Here is a 15,114-nt window from a genome sequence, read left to right as displayed (position 1 = left end):
AATACCAGAGAGAAAAGGATCACAGCGCATGTTTCAAGGATTTTCTCAGGGTGCCGTGGATTTTCTGTGGAGCATCCGATTCAACAATGAGCGCAGCTGGTTTCTGGCCCACAAGGAGGAGTATCTGACCCTGGTGGACCGGCCCATGCGGGAGCTGGGAGACCAGGTCCACCAGGCCATGGAGGAGCTCTGCCCCGAGCTGGGGCTGAACCTCCACGTCTCCCGGATCTACCGGGACGCCCGGCGGCTCTACGGCCGGGGGCCCTACAAGGACCACCTGTGGTTCACCCTACGGCGGCCCAGGGAGGAGTGGGTGAGCCTGCCCGCCTTCTACTTTGAGATCGCCCCGGAGTATTACAGCTTCGGCATGGGGTGCTATGACGCGACCCCGGCCACCGTGGCCAAGCTGCGCGCCCGCATCGACCGGGACCCCAAGCCGGTGGAGCAGCTGGCCCGGAAGCTGGAGAAGTCCCCATTCCAGCTGGAGGGGGAGCTGTACAAGCGCCCCAAGGGGGACCCGGGGCCGCTGCTCGCCCCCTGGTACAACCGGAAAAGCATTTCCTTCGCCCGGGATGAGAACTGCGAGGGGCTGCTGTTCCAGCCGGAGCTGGCCGATCAGGTGCTGGAGGGGTTCCGCTTCCTGAAGCCCTATTACGACTATATGCTCTCTCTGGCCGGCGACCCGGCCCCGGAGGGCAGAGAATAATCCGTGCCGACGCCTCCCTGGGCCCGCTGGGTCCGGGGAGGCGTTGTTTCTGTCTGGGGCTCCGGGCAGAAAATCTCCCCGCTGTCGGTGGAAAACTGGCATTCTACACAAAAACGGGGGAGAAAAAAAGGAGGAACTGCCAGTTGAAATTAGCATACTAGTATATTAGAATATCAATCAGGAGGACGGCGCGGGGAGCGGAACTCCGTCTGTCCAATACTTGCCGCCCCCGGCCCGCCGGAGGCGTTCCGCGGGGAGAGACATTTATTATTTTTTAAGGAGGCGCATGCATATGCCCATGCAGATGGGATTCCGCTGGTATGGCGAAGGGAACGACAGCATCTCTCTGGCCGACATCAAGCAGATCCCCGGCGTGACCAGCATCGTCTGGGCCCTGCACCACAAGCAGCCCGGCGAGATCTGGGAGAAAGAGGAGATCGCTCAGGTCCAGAAGCAGCTGGAGCCTTACGGCTTCAACATGGACGTGGTGGAGTCGGTGAACGTCCATGACGACATCAAGGTGGGGCTGCCCACCCGGGACATGTACATTGATAACTACATTCAGACCATGCGGAATCTGAAGGAGTTCGGGGTGAAGGTGATCTGCTACAACTTCATGCCCGTCTTTGACTGGACCCGCACCGACCTGTTCCACCCCCTGCCCGACGGCTCCACCGCCCTGTATTATCAGAAGGACCTGATCCAGGACGACCCCAAGGCCATGGCGGACTATATCATGCAGAATCTTCACGGCATGACCTTCCCCGGCTGGGAGCCGGAGCGGATGGCCCGCCTGGACGAGCTGTTTGAGATGTACCGCCCTGTGACCAAGGAGAAGCTGTGGGAGAACCTGAAGTACTTCCTGGAGAAGCTGATGCCCGTGTGCCACGAGTGCGACATCAAGATGGCCATTCACATGGACGATCCCCCCTGGGACATCTTCGGCCTGCCCCGCCTGCTGGTGGACGCCGAGGCCATTGACCGGTTCCTGTCCATGGTGGACGACCCCTACAACTGCCTGACCCTGTGCTCCGGCAGTCTGAACGCCAACCCCAAGAACAATGTGGCCGACATCGTGCGCAAGCACTGCGACCGCATCGCCTTCGCCCACATCCGCAACGTGAAGCACTTCCCCAACGGGGACTTCTCAGAGACCTCTCACCGGGACTGCGACGGCGACACCGGCATTCTGGACATTCTGAAGGCCTACCACGACTGCGGCTTTGAGGGCTATATCCGCCCCGACCACGGCCGCCACCTGTGGGGCGAGGGCCCCGGCAGCTGCCGCCCCGGCTATGGCCTGTACGACCGGGCCCTGGGCATCATGTACATGTGGGGCGTCTGGGATATGCTGGATAAGCTGGACGCGGAACAAAAGGAATCGAAGTAAAGAGGGATACCAGATATGAAACTTTCCGATATCGAGACCGGCGCCCTCAACGCCCAGGAGTGGGCGGACAAGGGCTATGAGCTGCCCAAGTTCGACCTGAAGGCCGTCCGGGCCAAGACCCACGACCAGCCCACCTGGATCCACTTCGGGGCGGGCAATATCTTCCGGGCCTTCCCGGCCGCCCTGCTCCAGCGGGTGCTGGACGCGGGGGAGTATGACCGGGGCGTCATCGTGGCTGAGGGCTTCGACTACGAGATCATTGACAAGGCCTACCGGCCCTATGACAACCTGAGCCTGTCCGTGCTGCTCAAATCCGACGGCTCCATTGAGAAGCGGGTGGTGGCCTCTGTCACCGAGAGCCTGAAGGCCGACCCCCAGTTCCACGAGGACTGGGAGCGGCTGGAGGAGATCTTCAAGAACCCCTCCCTGCAGATGGTGAGCTTCACCATCACCGAGAAGGGCTACTCCATCTCTCCCGCCGACCTGGAGCGGGGGGCCGAGCCCCAGCTGATCATGGGCAAGGTCACCGCCCTGCTCTATCAGCGCTATCAGGCGGGCGAGCTGCCCATCACCGTGCAGAGCATGGACAACTGCTCCCACAACGGCGACAAGGTGAAGTCCGCCGTCCTGGCCTATGCCCAGGCCTGGGTGAAGGCCGGCCTGGTGCCCCAGGGCTTCCTGGACTACCTCCAGGATGAGGCGAAGGTGTCCTTCCCCTGGAGCATGATCGACAAGATCACTCCCCGGCCCGACGCCAAGGTGCAGGATATGCTCAAGGCCGACGGCTTTGAGGACAACTACACCATCATTACTGAGAAGCACACCTATACCGCCCCCTTCGTCAACGCGGAGGAGACCGAGTATCTGGTCATCGAGGACAAGTACACCAATGGACGTCCCCCGCTGGAGAAGGGCGGCGTGCTCTACGCCGACCGGGAGACGGTGGACAAGGTGGAAAAGATGAAGGTATGCACCTGCCTCAACCCCCTGCACACCGCCATGTCCATCTATGGCTGTATGCTGGATTACACCCTCATCTCCGCGGAGATGAAGGACGAGGATATCTGCGGCCTCATCACCAAGATGGGCTACAAGGAGGCCATGCCCGTGGTGGTGGACCCCGGCGTACTCAAGCCCGCCGACTTCATCGGCGCGGTGCTCACCAAGCGCCTGCCCAACCCCTTCATGCCCGACGCCCCCCAGCGCATTGCCACCGACACCTCCCAGAAGCTGCCCATCCGCTTCGGCGAGACCATCAAGGCCTATCAGGCCAAGGGGCTGAACATGGACGACCTGGTGCTCATTCCCCTGGTGCTGGCCGGCTATGCCCGCTACCTCAAGGGTGTGGATGACGCCGGGAAGCCCTTCGAGCCCTCTCCCGACCCCCTGCTGGAGGAGCTGCAGGCCATTGTGGCCCCTCTGGAAGTCAAGGAGGGCCCCCAGGACATGAGCTGCCTGAAGGAGCTCTACCGCCGCACCGACGTGTTCGGCGTGGACCTGTACGCCGCCGGACTGGGCGAGCGCATCGAGGGTATGGCGGCCGAGCTGTATGCCGGCCCCGGCGCCGTGCGCAGGACCCTGCATAAATACGTCTCCGCCCGCTGAGAGGGAATTGGGGAGTTCTTTTCATTCCTTTCTTTACTCCCCCGGCCTCTCCGCACTCAGAGCGCCCCGAACGCTGTGTTCGGGGCGCTCAGTTTGTCGAAAAGCATTTGCTGCACAGAATCCGGCTGAGCTTGGGCGGGGGAGTCCGAGAGGGGGGCGGCCGTCCCCCTCGCCTGGGACCAAATGCACCGGGAGCCCTGCCGTGCAGGCCTTCCGGCGAGCGGCGCATAAGCAATCTCATTTTTGCCGGCGGGCGTGCCGGAGGGGCTGCGCCTGAGAGAAAGAAAGTTTGTAACCTTTTTCCCTCCGCCGGGGGAGAACCGGTTTCCAAATTTGGTTTTTGCGTAAAACCCAGAAAATGGTTCAAAAAAGGGAGCTTTGCGGCAAAAATCCACCGGTTTACGGGGAGAACCTGCGAATGACGGCTGGTTCTCGAAAATTTTCCAGAAAAAAACGCCGGGAAGGGTTTGACAACTGGTTACGAATATGTTACAATTCGGTTACAACATTAAAATCGCTTTAAAATTTGAGGAGGAACCCCATGGCTACTGAAAAACTTCCTCTTTCCTATAAAGGGCATCCCCTGCGCCGGAAAGACAATTTGATTTACTACGGCACTATGGCCGAGAAATACATCATCATGCTTCAGATCCTCTCCACCCAGAACGTGGACGGCCTGGAGATGGCCAATAAGGTCAGCGTTCAGCTGCAGCTCACCGACCCGGATCTGAAGAGCCGGGACCGCGTGGTCAAGAAGAGTGAAAAGGACAGCCTGTATGCCGCCATGGATGTGGCCGCCGTATGGCTGGACCGGGCCCTGAGCGGAAAGTAATTCCGCCCCTCCCCGCCCGTTTGATCTACGAAAGAGAAATTGGAGGAATCCTGTTATGCACCTGTCGAAGCAGCTGGCGGCCAAGCTGAGTGCCGCTCTGGTGGCCCTGACCACCGTGATCGTCCCTTCCATGGCCGCCGACGTCGGTACGGTGACCAGCGATACCGGTCTGAACCTCCGCTCGGAGGCCAGCACCGACGCCGCGGTCCTGGCGACCCTGGATTACGGCACTCAGGTGGACGTGCTCAGCACCTCGGACGATGGCACTTGGCACAAGGTTACATATAACGGCATGACCGGCTACATGAGCGGCGACTACCTCCAGGTGACGGAGGAGCAGCTCTATGGACAGGTGATGGACGGCCCCCTGAACATCCGCTCCGGCCCCGGCACCGAGCACGGCACCGTGGGCAGCCTCTCCACCGGCGCCGTTGTGGAGATCGAGGAACTGGTGGGCGGCTACGGCGGCTGGTACAAGATCGAGCAGGGCTATGTGAGCAGCGACTATGTGGCTCAGGTGGACGCCTCTGTGGCGGCCTCCTCCGGTAAGGGGAGTCAGATCGCCCAGTATGCCCTTCAGTATGTGGGCTGCCCCTATGTGTACGGCGGCAGCAGCCCCAGCGGCTTTGATTGCTCCGGCTTTACCACCTATGTGATGAAGCACTTTGGCTACTCCATCAGCCGTACCGCCTCCGGCCAGATGGACAACGGCACCTCCATCTCCAAGAGCGAGCTGCAGCCCGGCGACCTGGTGTTCTTCAACAACGGAAACTCCAGCAAGCGCGCCACCCACGTGGGCATCTACACCGGCAACGGCCAGTTTGTCCACGCCTCCACCTCCACCACCGGCGTAATCATCAGCGACCTGAACAGCAGCTATTACAGCAGCACCTATGTGGGCGCCCGCCGTCTGTAATGGAGACGATTCTCTTTTGATCGGATTAAAAAACCCGGCTGAACCGCGTTCAGCCGGGTTTTTCACTTTTTTGACGCGCGTCAAATCCCCAGGTTACAGATTCATGTTGAGGACGTTGACGAACACCTCCTTGGGCAGGGCGCCCACCTCCCGGTGGATCTCCTTGCCGTCCTTGAAGAAAATCACGGTGGGAATGCTCATGACCCCGTAGCGCATGGCCAGCTCGCCCTGTTCATCCACGTCCACCTTGCCGATGACCGCCTTGCCCTCATAGTCCTGGGCCAGCTGTTCGATAACCGGACCCAGCATGCGGCAGGGCATGCACCAGTTGGCCCAGAAATCCACCATCATCAGCTTGCCCTCCGCCAGGGCCGCGTCAAAGCTCTTCTGATCAAAATGCTGTAATGCCATTGTAAAACTTCCTTTCTATTCCTGTGCTTGATTACTCCGCTGTGTCTTTTTTAGGGAGCTGGTCCAGATACTCCGCCGCCGACAGGGCGGCGGTCAGGCCCTCGCCCACTGCCTTGGACACCTGGAGGGGCTCTCCGGTGCAGTCCCCGGCGGCAAACACCCCCGGGATGCTGGTGGCCATGCGGCGGTCCACCCGGATGGCACCGTTTTCGGTCTCCAGACCGGGCAGCAGATCGGTGGGGGCCACCGCCTCCCGGAGAATGAAGATTCCGGAACAGGGGAGAAGCGCTCCATCCGCCCTCAGACCGGTGACGGTCTGTTCTCCCTCAACCTCCAGGCGGTTGGCCTGAACAAAGGGGATGGCTGGGTCCAGATACTCTGGCCGCTGAGCGGCCACATAGACTACCTGACAGCCCAGCTCCTTCAGGTAGGCGGCATCTCTGGGGGCCTCCTTGCTGCGGCCCGCCACAACCACCGGCCTGCCCCGGTAGAGCATGCCGTCGCAGGTGGCGCAGTAGCTCACGCCCCGGCCCAGGTACTCCACCTCCCCGGGATATTTGGCCTGGCGGACCACTCCGGGGGCCAGGATGAGGGAACTGCCCTCATAGAGCTCATTGCCCACCGTCAGGTGGAAGCCCTCCCAGGCCATGAGGGAGATCACCTTGCCGGTGACCAGATTGGCCCCGGACTCCTCCGCGTGGCGGGTGAACCGCTCCATGAGCTCCGCCCCGGTCATGGAGGGCAGTCCCAGGTAGTTGTCCACACACTCCGCCCGGGCCAGCGGGCTGTCCTGCCAGCGGTTGCCCACCACCAGGACGCTCTTGTTCCGGCCACGGGCGGCCACTGCGGCGGACAGCCCCGCCGGGCCGCTGCCCAGGATGACAATATCATAGCGCATTGGTTTCACCTCCCGCCTCCGCCCGTCCGGGCGGGGGCGTGTTCTGCTTTCTGATGCTTAGTATATCCGGCAGTCCGGCCTTTTTCCGTGACCAGATCACAAAACGACAGAATTTATTCCGCCGCCTGGGTCAGGAGCCGGGCCAGCAGAGCCGGGTCTGCGTTGCCGCCGGAGAGGACAAAGACCGCCTTGTCCTCCGGTTTCACCGGAAGCGCGCCGGACAGAGCGGCGGCCACCGGCAGGGCGGAGGAGGGCTCGGCGATCACCTTGGCCTGGGTCATCAGCAGGAGCATGGCCTTCTCGATCCAGGCATCCTCCACCGTGTACAGCTCATCCACCCGCTCCTGGATCATGGCGAAGTTGTCCGGGTTGGCGTGGTCGGTGCGGGTGCCGTCGGCGATGGTGTTCACCGAGTCCAGCTGGACGGGGCGGCCCTCCGCCCGGCTGCGGGTGTAGCGGGGGGCGCCGGCGGGCTCCACGCCCACAGTGCGCACCTGGGGATTGACCCCCTTCGCCGCGGTGGCCACGCCGGAGATCAGCCCGCCTCCGCCGATGGGGGCGGCCACCAGGCTGGCGTCGGGCAGGTCCTCCAGAATCTCCAGAGCCAGGGTCCCCTGGCCCGCCGCCACATAGGGGTCGGCGTAGGGGTGGACCTCCACCATGCCCTGCTCCCGGACCAGCTCCGCCGCCCGGGCCTCCCGCTGGGAGGAGAGGGTGCCCACCAGCTCCACCTGGCCGCCCCACTTCTTCACCCCGGCCAGCTTCACCGGATTGGCGTTGGTGGGCATGACGATGACCGCCCGGCAGCCCAGCTTGTGGGCGGCGTAGGCCACCCCCTGGGCGTGGTTGCCCGAGGAGGCGCACACCAGGCCCCGGGCGCGCTCCTCGGGAGTGAGGGACAGGGCCTTGTTCATGGCGCCCCGGAGCTTGAAGGCCCCCATGGGCTGGAAGCCCTCGTGCTTCAGGTAGACCTGGCAGCCCAGGGCCTCGTCCAGGGCGGGGACCCGGAGCAGCGGCGTGCGGACGATGTAGGGGGCGATGCGCTCCCGGGCCGCCTGGACATCCTGATATGTGATCATAGGGCAGAACCTTCTTTCTGTTTTGGATGACTTCATTAAAGCACAGCCGTCCGTCTTTGACAAGAGGAAAGCAAAATTCCCTATAAAATTACTCTGATTTTACGCCGCAGGCGGAGCGGACACAGAAAGCGCCGCCTGGAGAAAGTCCAGGCGGCGGGATGGATCAGACGGTATCCAAAAAATCCCGAATGAAGTGGAGGGCGGCCCCCAGCGGCACGGCGTGGCTGCGCAGGACGCCCAGCTGCAGATAGTCCGCCCGCCGCTCAAAGGGGTCGTTGGCGGCGGCATATTCCCGAAGCATGGGCAGGTAGGGGTCCAGGTACTGGCTCATAAATCCCCCCAGGACCACTGTGCAGTCCAGAGCCATGCGGATATTGCTGGCGCCGATGGCCAGGTGGAACAGAAAATCCTTCCAGAGGGCGGCGTATTCCGGGTTCCCCTGGTTCACGCCCTCAAAGAACTCCTTCAGAGAGACGCCGAAGGTGTTCCGAATCCGCCAGTCGGAGCAGTAGGCCTCCAGGCAGCCCCACTTGCCGCAGGCGCAGGGCAGCCCGCCGGGCTCCACGCACAGGTGGCCGAACTCGGCGCTGCGCCGGTTGTCCCCGCCATAGACGACTCCGTTGGAGATGAACGCGCCGCCCACGCCGTTTTCCAGGGAGAGGTAGGCCAGATTCTCCTGGTCTCCCCGCATAAACCACTCGGCGTATCCGCTGCATGTGGCGTCATTTTCCACATAGGTGGGGTATGGGATGGAGCGGGTCAGCCCGGACAGCTCCACATTGCGCAGGTGCATGGTGGGGGCGTACAGGAGATGCCCTCCCTCCGGGTCGGTCACGCCCGCCATGGCAATGCACACCCCCAGCAGCCGGCTCCGGTCAATGTGGTAGGCGTCCAGAAACTGCTCCAGCTCCCGGGCCACCAGGGCGCCCAGCTCCTCCATCTCAAAGTTGGAGGTGTGCGACACCTTGTGGTAGGCGATCTCGTTCAGGCGCAGGTCGGCGGCGGAGAAGCGGAGCCGGTCCTCCGTCAGCGCGATGCCCACCGCCACCCGGGCGTCGGGGACGATGGCCAGGCCGCTGGCCTTGCGTCCGCCGGTGGACTGGGACTGTCCGGCGTAGCGCACCAGCCCGGCGTCCACCAGATCCGTCAGGTTCTGATAAATGGTGGGCAGGCTCAGGTCCAGGGCCTGGGCCAGGGACTGCCGGGTGCAGAACTCCTGGGCGCCGTACAGGTAGTGGTATACGTTGCTGCGGGTCTGCCTCCGGCGTTCATTCGAATTGACGTCCATAGTTTCCCTCTCATTCAACTCTTAAAGGCGCTTCTTTTATAAAACTGATTCACAAAATAGGTTTTAATATGTCTATATTATCACATTTTACTGCGCCGTCAACCTAAAATTTCAGATTTCATACAGTATTGCCCTGAAGAAAAGTGTGAGGGCCAGATGAAAACTTCAGGGAAGAAAATCTTGAAATTTTGCGGTTTGCACAAATAATTTACATAGATTTGATGCAGGCTGACAAAATTGACGGGAGCGCCCCCGGTTTCTCTTGACTTTTATAAAGTTAGTTATAAAATGGTACTCGGAAGTGCAAAAGACTTCCAGTTCCGATCCACCTACATACACTGTGAGGAAAACAGGAGGAAAATGAGCTATGAAAAAATTTCTTGCACTGTCTCTTGCCTTAGCGATGTCCCTGTCTCTGGCCGCCTGCGGCGGTAACGGCGGCGGAAGCTCTTCCGGCTCCGGCTCCGCGAGCACCAGCGGCTCCGGTTCTGCGGCGGACGGCGCCCAGAAGATCGGCATCTCCATGCCCACTCAGTCCCTGGAGCGGTGGAACCGTGACGGCTCCTACCTGGATCAGCAGTTCCAGGCCGCCGGCTATGAGACCATCGTCACCTACTCCGACAACGACACCAACCGCCAGGTGAACGACATCCAGAACATGATCGCCGAGGATGTGGACCTGCTGGTGGTGGCCGCCATCGACGGCGAGGCCCTGAACACCGTCATGAACGAGGCCGGCGAGGCTGGCATCCCCATCATCGCCTATGACCGTCTGATCATGAACGACAACGTGTCCTACTACGTGTCCTTCGACAACTACACCGTGGGCACCCTGCAGGGCCAGTACATCGTGGACACCCTGGACCTGGAGAACCAGGCCGGCCCCTTCAACATTGAGCTGACCGCCGGCGACCCCGCCGACAACAACGCCCCCTACTTCTTCCAGGGCGCCATGGACGTGCTGCAGCCCTACATCGACGAGGGCAAGCTGGTTGTCGTCTCCGGCCAGACCGACTTTGACACCGTCGCCACCGCCGCCTGGGATACCCAGACCGCTATGGAGCGCGCTCAGAACATCCTGGCCTCCTACTACGCCGACGGCACCGAGGTTGACGCCTGGCTGTGCTCCAACGACTCCACCTCTCTGGGCGTGACCCAGGCCATCCAGTCCGACTACGCCGGCGCCAACAAGTCCGAGATCATCATCACCGGCCAGGACGGCGACGTGGCCAACCTGAAGAACATCAAGGACGGCATCCAGTCCATGACCGTGTACAAGGCCGTGGCCAACGAGGCCGTTGTCACCCTGGACCTGGCCAAGGCCATCCTGAACGGCGACACCATCGACGAGACCCTGATCACCAACTCCGCCTGGGACTTCGAGTGCTCCTATGACACCGAGTCCTACGCCACCTCCGAGGGTCACAACTGCCCCTCCTTCCTGCTGGTGCCTGACGTGGTTACCGCCGACAACATGCAGGAGAAGCTGGTGGACACCGGCTACTACACCGTGGGCGACGACGGCTATCTGGTCGCCGCGGGTTGATCAAACCGCCAATCTGTAAACACAGGAGCAGCGTAATGGGCGGGGCATCTGCCCCGCCCATTCTTAATATCTGGGATACTGCGGCGGAGAGGAGGAACTTTGTTTGGCTAAGACACTTTTGGAAATGCGCTCCATCACCAAGGAGTTCCCCGGCGTCAAGGCGCTGGACAACGTGAACCTGAAGGTGGAAGAGGGCGAGATCCACGCGCTGATCGGGGAAAACGGCGCGGGAAAATCAACCTTGATGAACGTGCTCTCCGGAACCTATCCGGCGGGCAGCTACTCCGGCGAAATCTACTATGACGGAAAGCTCTGTCAATTCAAGAACCAGAAGGACAGCGAGGCGGTGGGCATCGTCATTATTCACCAGGAACTGGCCCTGATCCCGCTGTTGTCCATTGGAGAAAACATGTTCCTGGGCAATGAGATCAAAAACAAATTCGGCTTTATCGACTGGAACAAGACCTACTACGAGGCCGAACAACATATGAAGCAGGTGGGGCTGAACGAGTCGGCCCAGACCCTGGTCAAGGACATCGGCACCGGCAAGCAGCAGCTGGTGGAGATCGCCAAGGCCTTCTCCAAGAAGGTGCGGCTCCTGATTCTGGACGAGCCCACCTCCTCCCTCAACGACGAGGACGCCAAGATGCTGCTGGACCTGCTGATGGAATTCAAGAAGCAGGGCCTGACCTCCATCATCATCACCCACAAGCTCAACGAGATCATCTACTGCGCCGACAAGGCCACCATCATCCGGGACGGCTCCACCATCGAGACTCTGGTCAAGGGCGTGGACGAGTTCAGCGAGGACCGGATCATCAAGGGCATGGTGGGCCGCGCCATGGAGGACCGCTATCCCAAGCGGGAGCACAAGGTGCAGGACACCGTGAGCATGGAGGTCAAGAACTGGACGGTGCACCACCCCCTGTATCCCGAGCGGGTGGTGGACGACAACATCTCGTTCTATGTCCGTAAGGGCGAGGTGGTGGGCTTCTCCGGCCTGCAGGGCGCCGGGCGCACCGAGCTGGCCATGTCCATCTTCGGCCGCAGCTACGGCACCGATATCTCCGGCGAGGTCTACCTCAACGGGGAGAAGGTCAACCTGAAGAGCCCCGAGGACGCCATCCACCACAAGCTGGCCTATGTCACCGAGGACCGGAAGACCAACGGCCTGATCCTGGATGAGTCCATTCGCTTCAATACCACCCTGGCCCGCCTGGACAAGGTGTGCGGCGGCGGCATCATCGATACCGACAAGGAGGTCCAGGTGGCCGATCAGATGACGAAGGAGATGGGGACCAAGACCCCCACCATCGAGCAGCGCGTCGGCAACCTGTCCGGCGGCAACCAGCAGAAGGCCCTGCTGGGCAAGTGGATGTTCACCGAGCCGGACATTCTGATCATGGACGAGCCCACCCGCGGCATCGACGTGGGCGCCAAGTACGACATTTACTGCCTGATCAACGACATGGTGTCCAAGGGCAAGTCGGTGGTGATGATCTCCTCCGAGCTGCCCGAGCTGCTGGGCATGTGCGACCGGATCTATGTGATGAATGAGGGCCGCCTGCTGGCCGAGGTCAACGCGGCGGATGCCACCCAGGAGAGCATCATGGGCTATATCATCCGGGATACCGCCAAGGCGTAAAAAGGGAAGGTGTGAAAACGATGAAAACAAACAGCCAATCTTCAACTGCTTTATTTGAGTTTCTGCGCAAATACACCATGGTCATCGCCCTGGTGGTAGTGTTTATCCTCTTCGCGTTTCTGACCGACGGGCGTCTGGTGTACGCCCAGAACCTGTCCAACCTGATGCTTCAGAACGGCTACGTGCTGGTCATGGCCTGCGGCATGCTGCTGTGTATCCTCACCGGCGGCAACATCGACCTGTCCATCGGCTCGGTCATCTGTATGGTGGGCGGCCTGGCGGCGGTCATGATCTCCGACATGTCCATGAACCCCATTCTGGCCATTGTGCTCTGCCTGGCTGTGGGCCTGCTGGTGGGCGTGTGGCAGGGCTACTGGATCGGCTATGTCCGCATCCCCCCCTTCATCACCACCCTGGGCGGCATGTTCATCTTCCGTGGCCTGGGCCGTCTGGTGCTGGATAACCAGACCGTGGCCATTCAGGACTCCACCTTCCTGAACATCTTCACCGCCTACATCAACATCCCCGGCCTGGACGACGGGGACACCGTCCTCTCCGCCCTTATCGTGGGCGTGGTGGCCGCGGTCTATGTCATCCTGAACACCGTGAAGAACCGCCGTGAGCGGGCCAAGAAGGGCTACCGTCAGAACAGCGCCGCGGCCGACTATCTGAAGGCCGTCATCATCGCCGCGCTGATCCTGGCCTACTGCTACATGCTCAGCCAGTACCGGGGCATCTCCGTCATGCTGGTGTGGGTGGTGGCCATCTGCCTCATCTACAACTTCATCACCGCCAAGACCGCCTTCGGCCGCTACTTCTACGCGGTGGGCGGCAACGAGAAGGCCACCCAGCTCTCCGGCATCAACACCAACAAGATCTACTTCATCGCCTACGCCAACATGGGCCTGCTGGCCGGCCTGTGCGGCCTGCTGAACGCCGCCCGCGTGGGCTCCGTCAACGGCAACACCGGCACCTCCTTTGAGATGGACGCCATCGGCGCCTGCTTCATCGGCGGCGCGTCCGCCTACGGCGGCAGCGGCACCATCGGCGGCGTGGTCATCGGCGCTCTGCTGCTGGGCGTCATCAACATGGGCATGTCCATCATGGGCATCGGCGACTCCTGGCAGTATGTGGTCAAGGGCGGCGTGCTGCTCCTGGCCGTCATCTTCGACGTGGTCACCAGCCGCAAGTCCGGCAAGGGCTGATCCCAGTTTCAGAAAATCGGTCCGGAGGTTGACCCGCCCGGCCCGGCGTGGTATTCTGTACCAGACCGGCCGCCGGGCGGCCCTCCGGTCCGAGGAGGAATCGTATTATGCTGTATATCGGAATTGACTTAGGGACCTCGGCGGTGAAGCTGCTGCTGATGGACCAGGAGGGGACCGTGCAGAATGTGGTCTCCAAGGAGTACCCCCTGGAATTTCCCCACCCCGGCTGGAGCCAGCAGAACCCGGAAGACTGGCGGCGCGCCGTCCTGGAGGGGGTACCGGAGCTCCTGAAGGGGTTTGACGCCGGCCAGGTGGCGGGCATCGGCGCCGGCGGGCAGATGCACGGCCTGGTGGTGCTGGACGAGCATGACCGGGTGATCCGCCCGGCCATCCTGTGGAACGACGGCCGCACCGCCCGGGAGGTGGACTACCTCAACCAGACCGTGGGCAAGGACAAGCTGTCCGCCTGGACGGCCAACATCGCCTTCGCCGGCTTCACCGCCCCCAAGGTGCTGTGGATGCGGGAACACGAGCCGGAGAACTTCGCCCGCATCAAAAAGGTGATGCTCCCCAAGGACTACATCAACTACATCCTCACCGGGGTCCACTGCACCGACTACTCCGACGCCAGCGGCATGCTGCTGCTGGACGTGGAGCACAAGCGCTGGTCCAAGGAGATGCTGGACCTGTGCGGCCTCACGGAGGACCAGATGCCCAAGCTCTTTGAGAGCTATGAGGCGGTTGGCGCCCTGAAGCCCGACGTCGCCGCCCAGCTGGGGCTCTCCCCCGAGGTGAAGGTGTGCGCCGGTGCGGGGGACAACGCCGCCGCCGCCGTGGGCACCGGCACAGTGGGAGACGGGGCCTGCAACATCTCCCTGGGCACCTCGGGCACCATCTTCATCTCCAGCGGAAAGTTTGGGGTGGACCCCAACAACGCCCTCCACGCCTTTGCCCACGCCGACGGGCACTACCACCTGATGGGGTGCATGCTCTCGGCGGCCAGCTGCAACAAGTGGCTGATGGAGGACGTCTTCCAGACCAAGGACTACGGGGCCGAGCAGGCCCCCATCACCCCGGACAAGCTGGGGAACAACCACGTATTTTTCCTGCCCTACCTGATGGGGGAGCGCTCCCCCATCAACGACACCAACGCCCGGGGCACCTTTGTGGGCATGACCATGGACACCAGCCGCTCCGATCTGACCCAGGCCATGCTGGAGGGCGTCGCCTTCGCCATCCGGGACAGCCTGGAGGTGGCCCGCTCCCTGGGGCTGGACATCCGGCGCAGCAAGCTGTGCGGCGGCGGAGCCAAGAGCCCCCTGTGGCGGACCATCCTGGCCAATGTGCTGGGGCTGGAGCTGGAACTGCCCGTCTCCGAGCAGGGGCCGGGCATGGGCGGCGCCATGCTGGCCATGGTGGCCTGCGGGGCCTGCTCCAGCGTGGAGGAGGTCTGCGCCAAGCTGGTCCAGGTGGCCCAGACGGTGACCCCCGATCCCGAGCTCACCGCCCGGTACGAGGCGCGGTACCAGCAGTTCAAACAGATCTACCCCGCTTTGAAGGGGATCTTCCCCGCGCTGCTGTAAGGGGGAATTT

13 protein-coding genes are annotated in these 15,114 nt (G+C 62.1%); 9 read left to right on the top strand and 4 right to left on the bottom strand.

Features of this window, described 5'->3' with window-relative positions:
- Window positions 1-28 precede the first annotated feature (28 nt).
- The 5 genes from B5F19_RS10750 (at window position 29) to B5F19_RS10730 (ending at window position 5,449) form a co-directional block, all read left to right on the top strand.
- The gene (locus tag B5F19_RS10750; protein ID WP_087290377.1) at window positions 29-706 is read left to right on the top strand and encodes a DUF2461 domain-containing protein; all 678 of its coding nucleotides are present in this window, start codon (window positions 29-31) and stop codon (window positions 704-706) included.
- A gap of 292 nt (window positions 707-998) precedes the next feature.
- A complete protein-coding gene (uxuA, locus tag B5F19_RS10745; RefSeq protein WP_087290375.1) occupies window positions 999-2,096 on the top strand; it encodes a mannonate dehydratase in 1,098 nt (365 codons plus the stop codon).
- 15 nt (window positions 2,097-2,111) lie between these two features.
- Entirely contained in the window at window positions 2,112-3,701 is a 1,590-nt protein-coding gene (locus B5F19_RS10740) for a mannitol dehydrogenase family protein (RefSeq protein WP_087290373.1), read from the top strand.
- Window positions 3,702-4,242: 541 nt separating this feature from the next.
- Window positions 4,243-4,533, top strand: coding sequence for a hypothetical protein (locus B5F19_RS10735; protein WP_087290371.1), 291 nt, complete (start codon window positions 4,243-4,245; stop codon window positions 4,531-4,533).
- 55 nt (window positions 4,534-4,588) lie between these two features.
- A complete protein-coding gene (locus B5F19_RS10730; RefSeq protein ID WP_087290369.1) occupies window positions 4,589-5,449 on the top strand; it encodes a C40 family peptidase in 861 nt (286 codons plus the stop codon).
- 93 nt (window positions 5,450-5,542) lie between these two features.
- On the opposite strand, the gene trxA is transcribed toward B5F19_RS10730, so the two are convergent.
- The 4 genes from trxA to B5F19_RS10710 form a co-directional block, all read right to left on the bottom strand.
- Window positions 5,543-5,860 (bottom strand): thioredoxin, encoded by a 318-nt coding sequence (gene trxA, locus B5F19_RS10725; RefSeq protein ID WP_087290367.1) that lies wholly within the window; start codon window positions 5,858-5,860, stop codon window positions 5,543-5,545.
- A gap of 31 nt (window positions 5,861-5,891) precedes the next feature.
- Window positions 5,892-6,758, bottom strand: a complete 867-nt coding sequence (locus B5F19_RS10720; RefSeq protein WP_087290365.1) for an FAD-dependent oxidoreductase — start codon at window positions 6,756-6,758, stop codon at window positions 5,892-5,894.
- A 113-nt stretch (window positions 6,759-6,871) separates the two neighbouring features.
- On the bottom strand, window positions 6,872-7,837 hold the full coding sequence (locus tag B5F19_RS10715; protein ID WP_162612566.1) for a threonine/serine dehydratase: 966 nt from the start codon (window positions 7,835-7,837) through the stop codon (window positions 6,872-6,874).
- A 163-nt stretch (window positions 7,838-8,000) separates the two neighbouring features.
- Window positions 8,001-9,125: an ROK family transcriptional regulator gene (locus B5F19_RS10710; RefSeq protein ID WP_087290361.1), complete on the bottom strand. Its 1,125-nt coding sequence runs from the start codon at window positions 9,123-9,125 to the stop codon at window positions 8,001-8,003.
- Window positions 9,126-9,492: 367 nt separating this feature from the next.
- Here B5F19_RS10710 and B5F19_RS10705 point away from each other — a divergent pair, with 367 nt between their 5' ends.
- The 4 genes from B5F19_RS10705 to xylB all read left to right on the top strand — a co-directional run bounded on the left by B5F19_RS10705 (window position 9,493) and on the right by xylB (window position 15,104).
- Window positions 9,493-10,671, top strand: a complete 1,179-nt coding sequence (locus B5F19_RS10705) for a sugar-binding protein (RefSeq protein WP_087290359.1) — start codon at window positions 9,493-9,495, stop codon at window positions 10,669-10,671.
- Window positions 10,672-10,774: 103 nt separating this feature from the next.
- Entirely contained in the window at window positions 10,775-12,316 is a 1,542-nt protein-coding gene (locus tag B5F19_RS10700; RefSeq protein WP_087290357.1) for a sugar ABC transporter ATP-binding protein, read from the top strand.
- A gap of 20 nt (window positions 12,317-12,336) precedes the next feature.
- On the top strand, window positions 12,337-13,521 hold the full coding sequence (locus B5F19_RS10695) for a sugar ABC transporter permease (protein WP_087290355.1): 1,185 nt from the start codon (window positions 12,337-12,339) through the stop codon (window positions 13,519-13,521).
- A gap of 107 nt (window positions 13,522-13,628) precedes the next feature.
- Complete coding sequence (xylB, locus tag B5F19_RS10690; RefSeq protein ID WP_087290353.1) at window positions 13,629-15,104, top strand: xylulokinase; 1,476 nt, start codon at window positions 13,629-13,631, stop codon at window positions 15,102-15,104.
- Window positions 15,105-15,114: the final 10 nt, after the last annotated feature.

This window comes from Pseudoflavonifractor sp. An184 (genome assembly GCF_002160305.1).
Taxonomy (GTDB): Bacteria; Bacillota; Clostridia; order Oscillospirales; family Oscillospiraceae; genus Lawsonibacter; species Lawsonibacter pullicola.
The sequence above is the reverse complement of the archived record's forward strand: the minus strand, read 5'-3'. Positions and strand labels throughout refer to the sequence as shown.

Excerpts from the sequence above, each read along its gene's own strand:
- B5F19_RS10750 (WP_087290377.1), top strand. The coding sequence starts at position 29 with ATGTTTCAAGGATTTTCTCAGGGTGCCGTGGATTTTCTGTGGAGCATC.
- uxuA (WP_087290375.1), top strand. The coding sequence starts at position 999 with ATGCCCATGCAGATGGGATTCCGCTGGTATGGCGAAGGGAACGACAGC.
- B5F19_RS10740 (WP_087290373.1), top strand. The coding sequence starts at position 2,112 with ATGAAACTTTCCGATATCGAGACCGGCGCCCTCAACGCCCAGGAGTGG.
- B5F19_RS10735 (WP_087290371.1), top strand. The coding sequence starts at position 4,243 with ATGGCTACTGAAAAACTTCCTCTTTCCTATAAAGGGCATCCCCTGCGC.
- B5F19_RS10730 (WP_087290369.1), top strand. The coding sequence starts at position 4,589 with ATGCACCTGTCGAAGCAGCTGGCGGCCAAGCTGAGTGCCGCTCTGGTG.
- trxA (WP_087290367.1), bottom strand. The coding sequence starts at position 5,860 with ATGGCATTACAGCATTTTGATCAGAAGAGCTTTGACGCGGCCCTGGCG.
- B5F19_RS10720 (WP_087290365.1), bottom strand. The coding sequence starts at position 6,758 with ATGCGCTATGATATTGTCATCCTGGGCAGCGGCCCGGCGGGGCTGTCC.
- B5F19_RS10715 (WP_162612566.1), bottom strand. The coding sequence starts at position 7,837 with ATGATCACATATCAGGATGTCCAGGCGGCCCGGGAGCGCATCGCCCCC.
- B5F19_RS10710 (WP_087290361.1), bottom strand. The coding sequence starts at position 9,125 with ATGGACGTCAATTCGAATGAACGCCGGAGGCAGACCCGCAGCAACGTA.
- B5F19_RS10705 (WP_087290359.1), top strand. The coding sequence starts at position 9,493 with ATGAAAAAATTTCTTGCACTGTCTCTTGCCTTAGCGATGTCCCTGTCT.
- B5F19_RS10695 (WP_087290355.1), top strand. The coding sequence starts at position 12,337 with ATGAAAACAAACAGCCAATCTTCAACTGCTTTATTTGAGTTTCTGCGC.
- xylB (WP_087290353.1), top strand. The coding sequence starts at position 13,629 with ATGCTGTATATCGGAATTGACTTAGGGACCTCGGCGGTGAAGCTGCTG.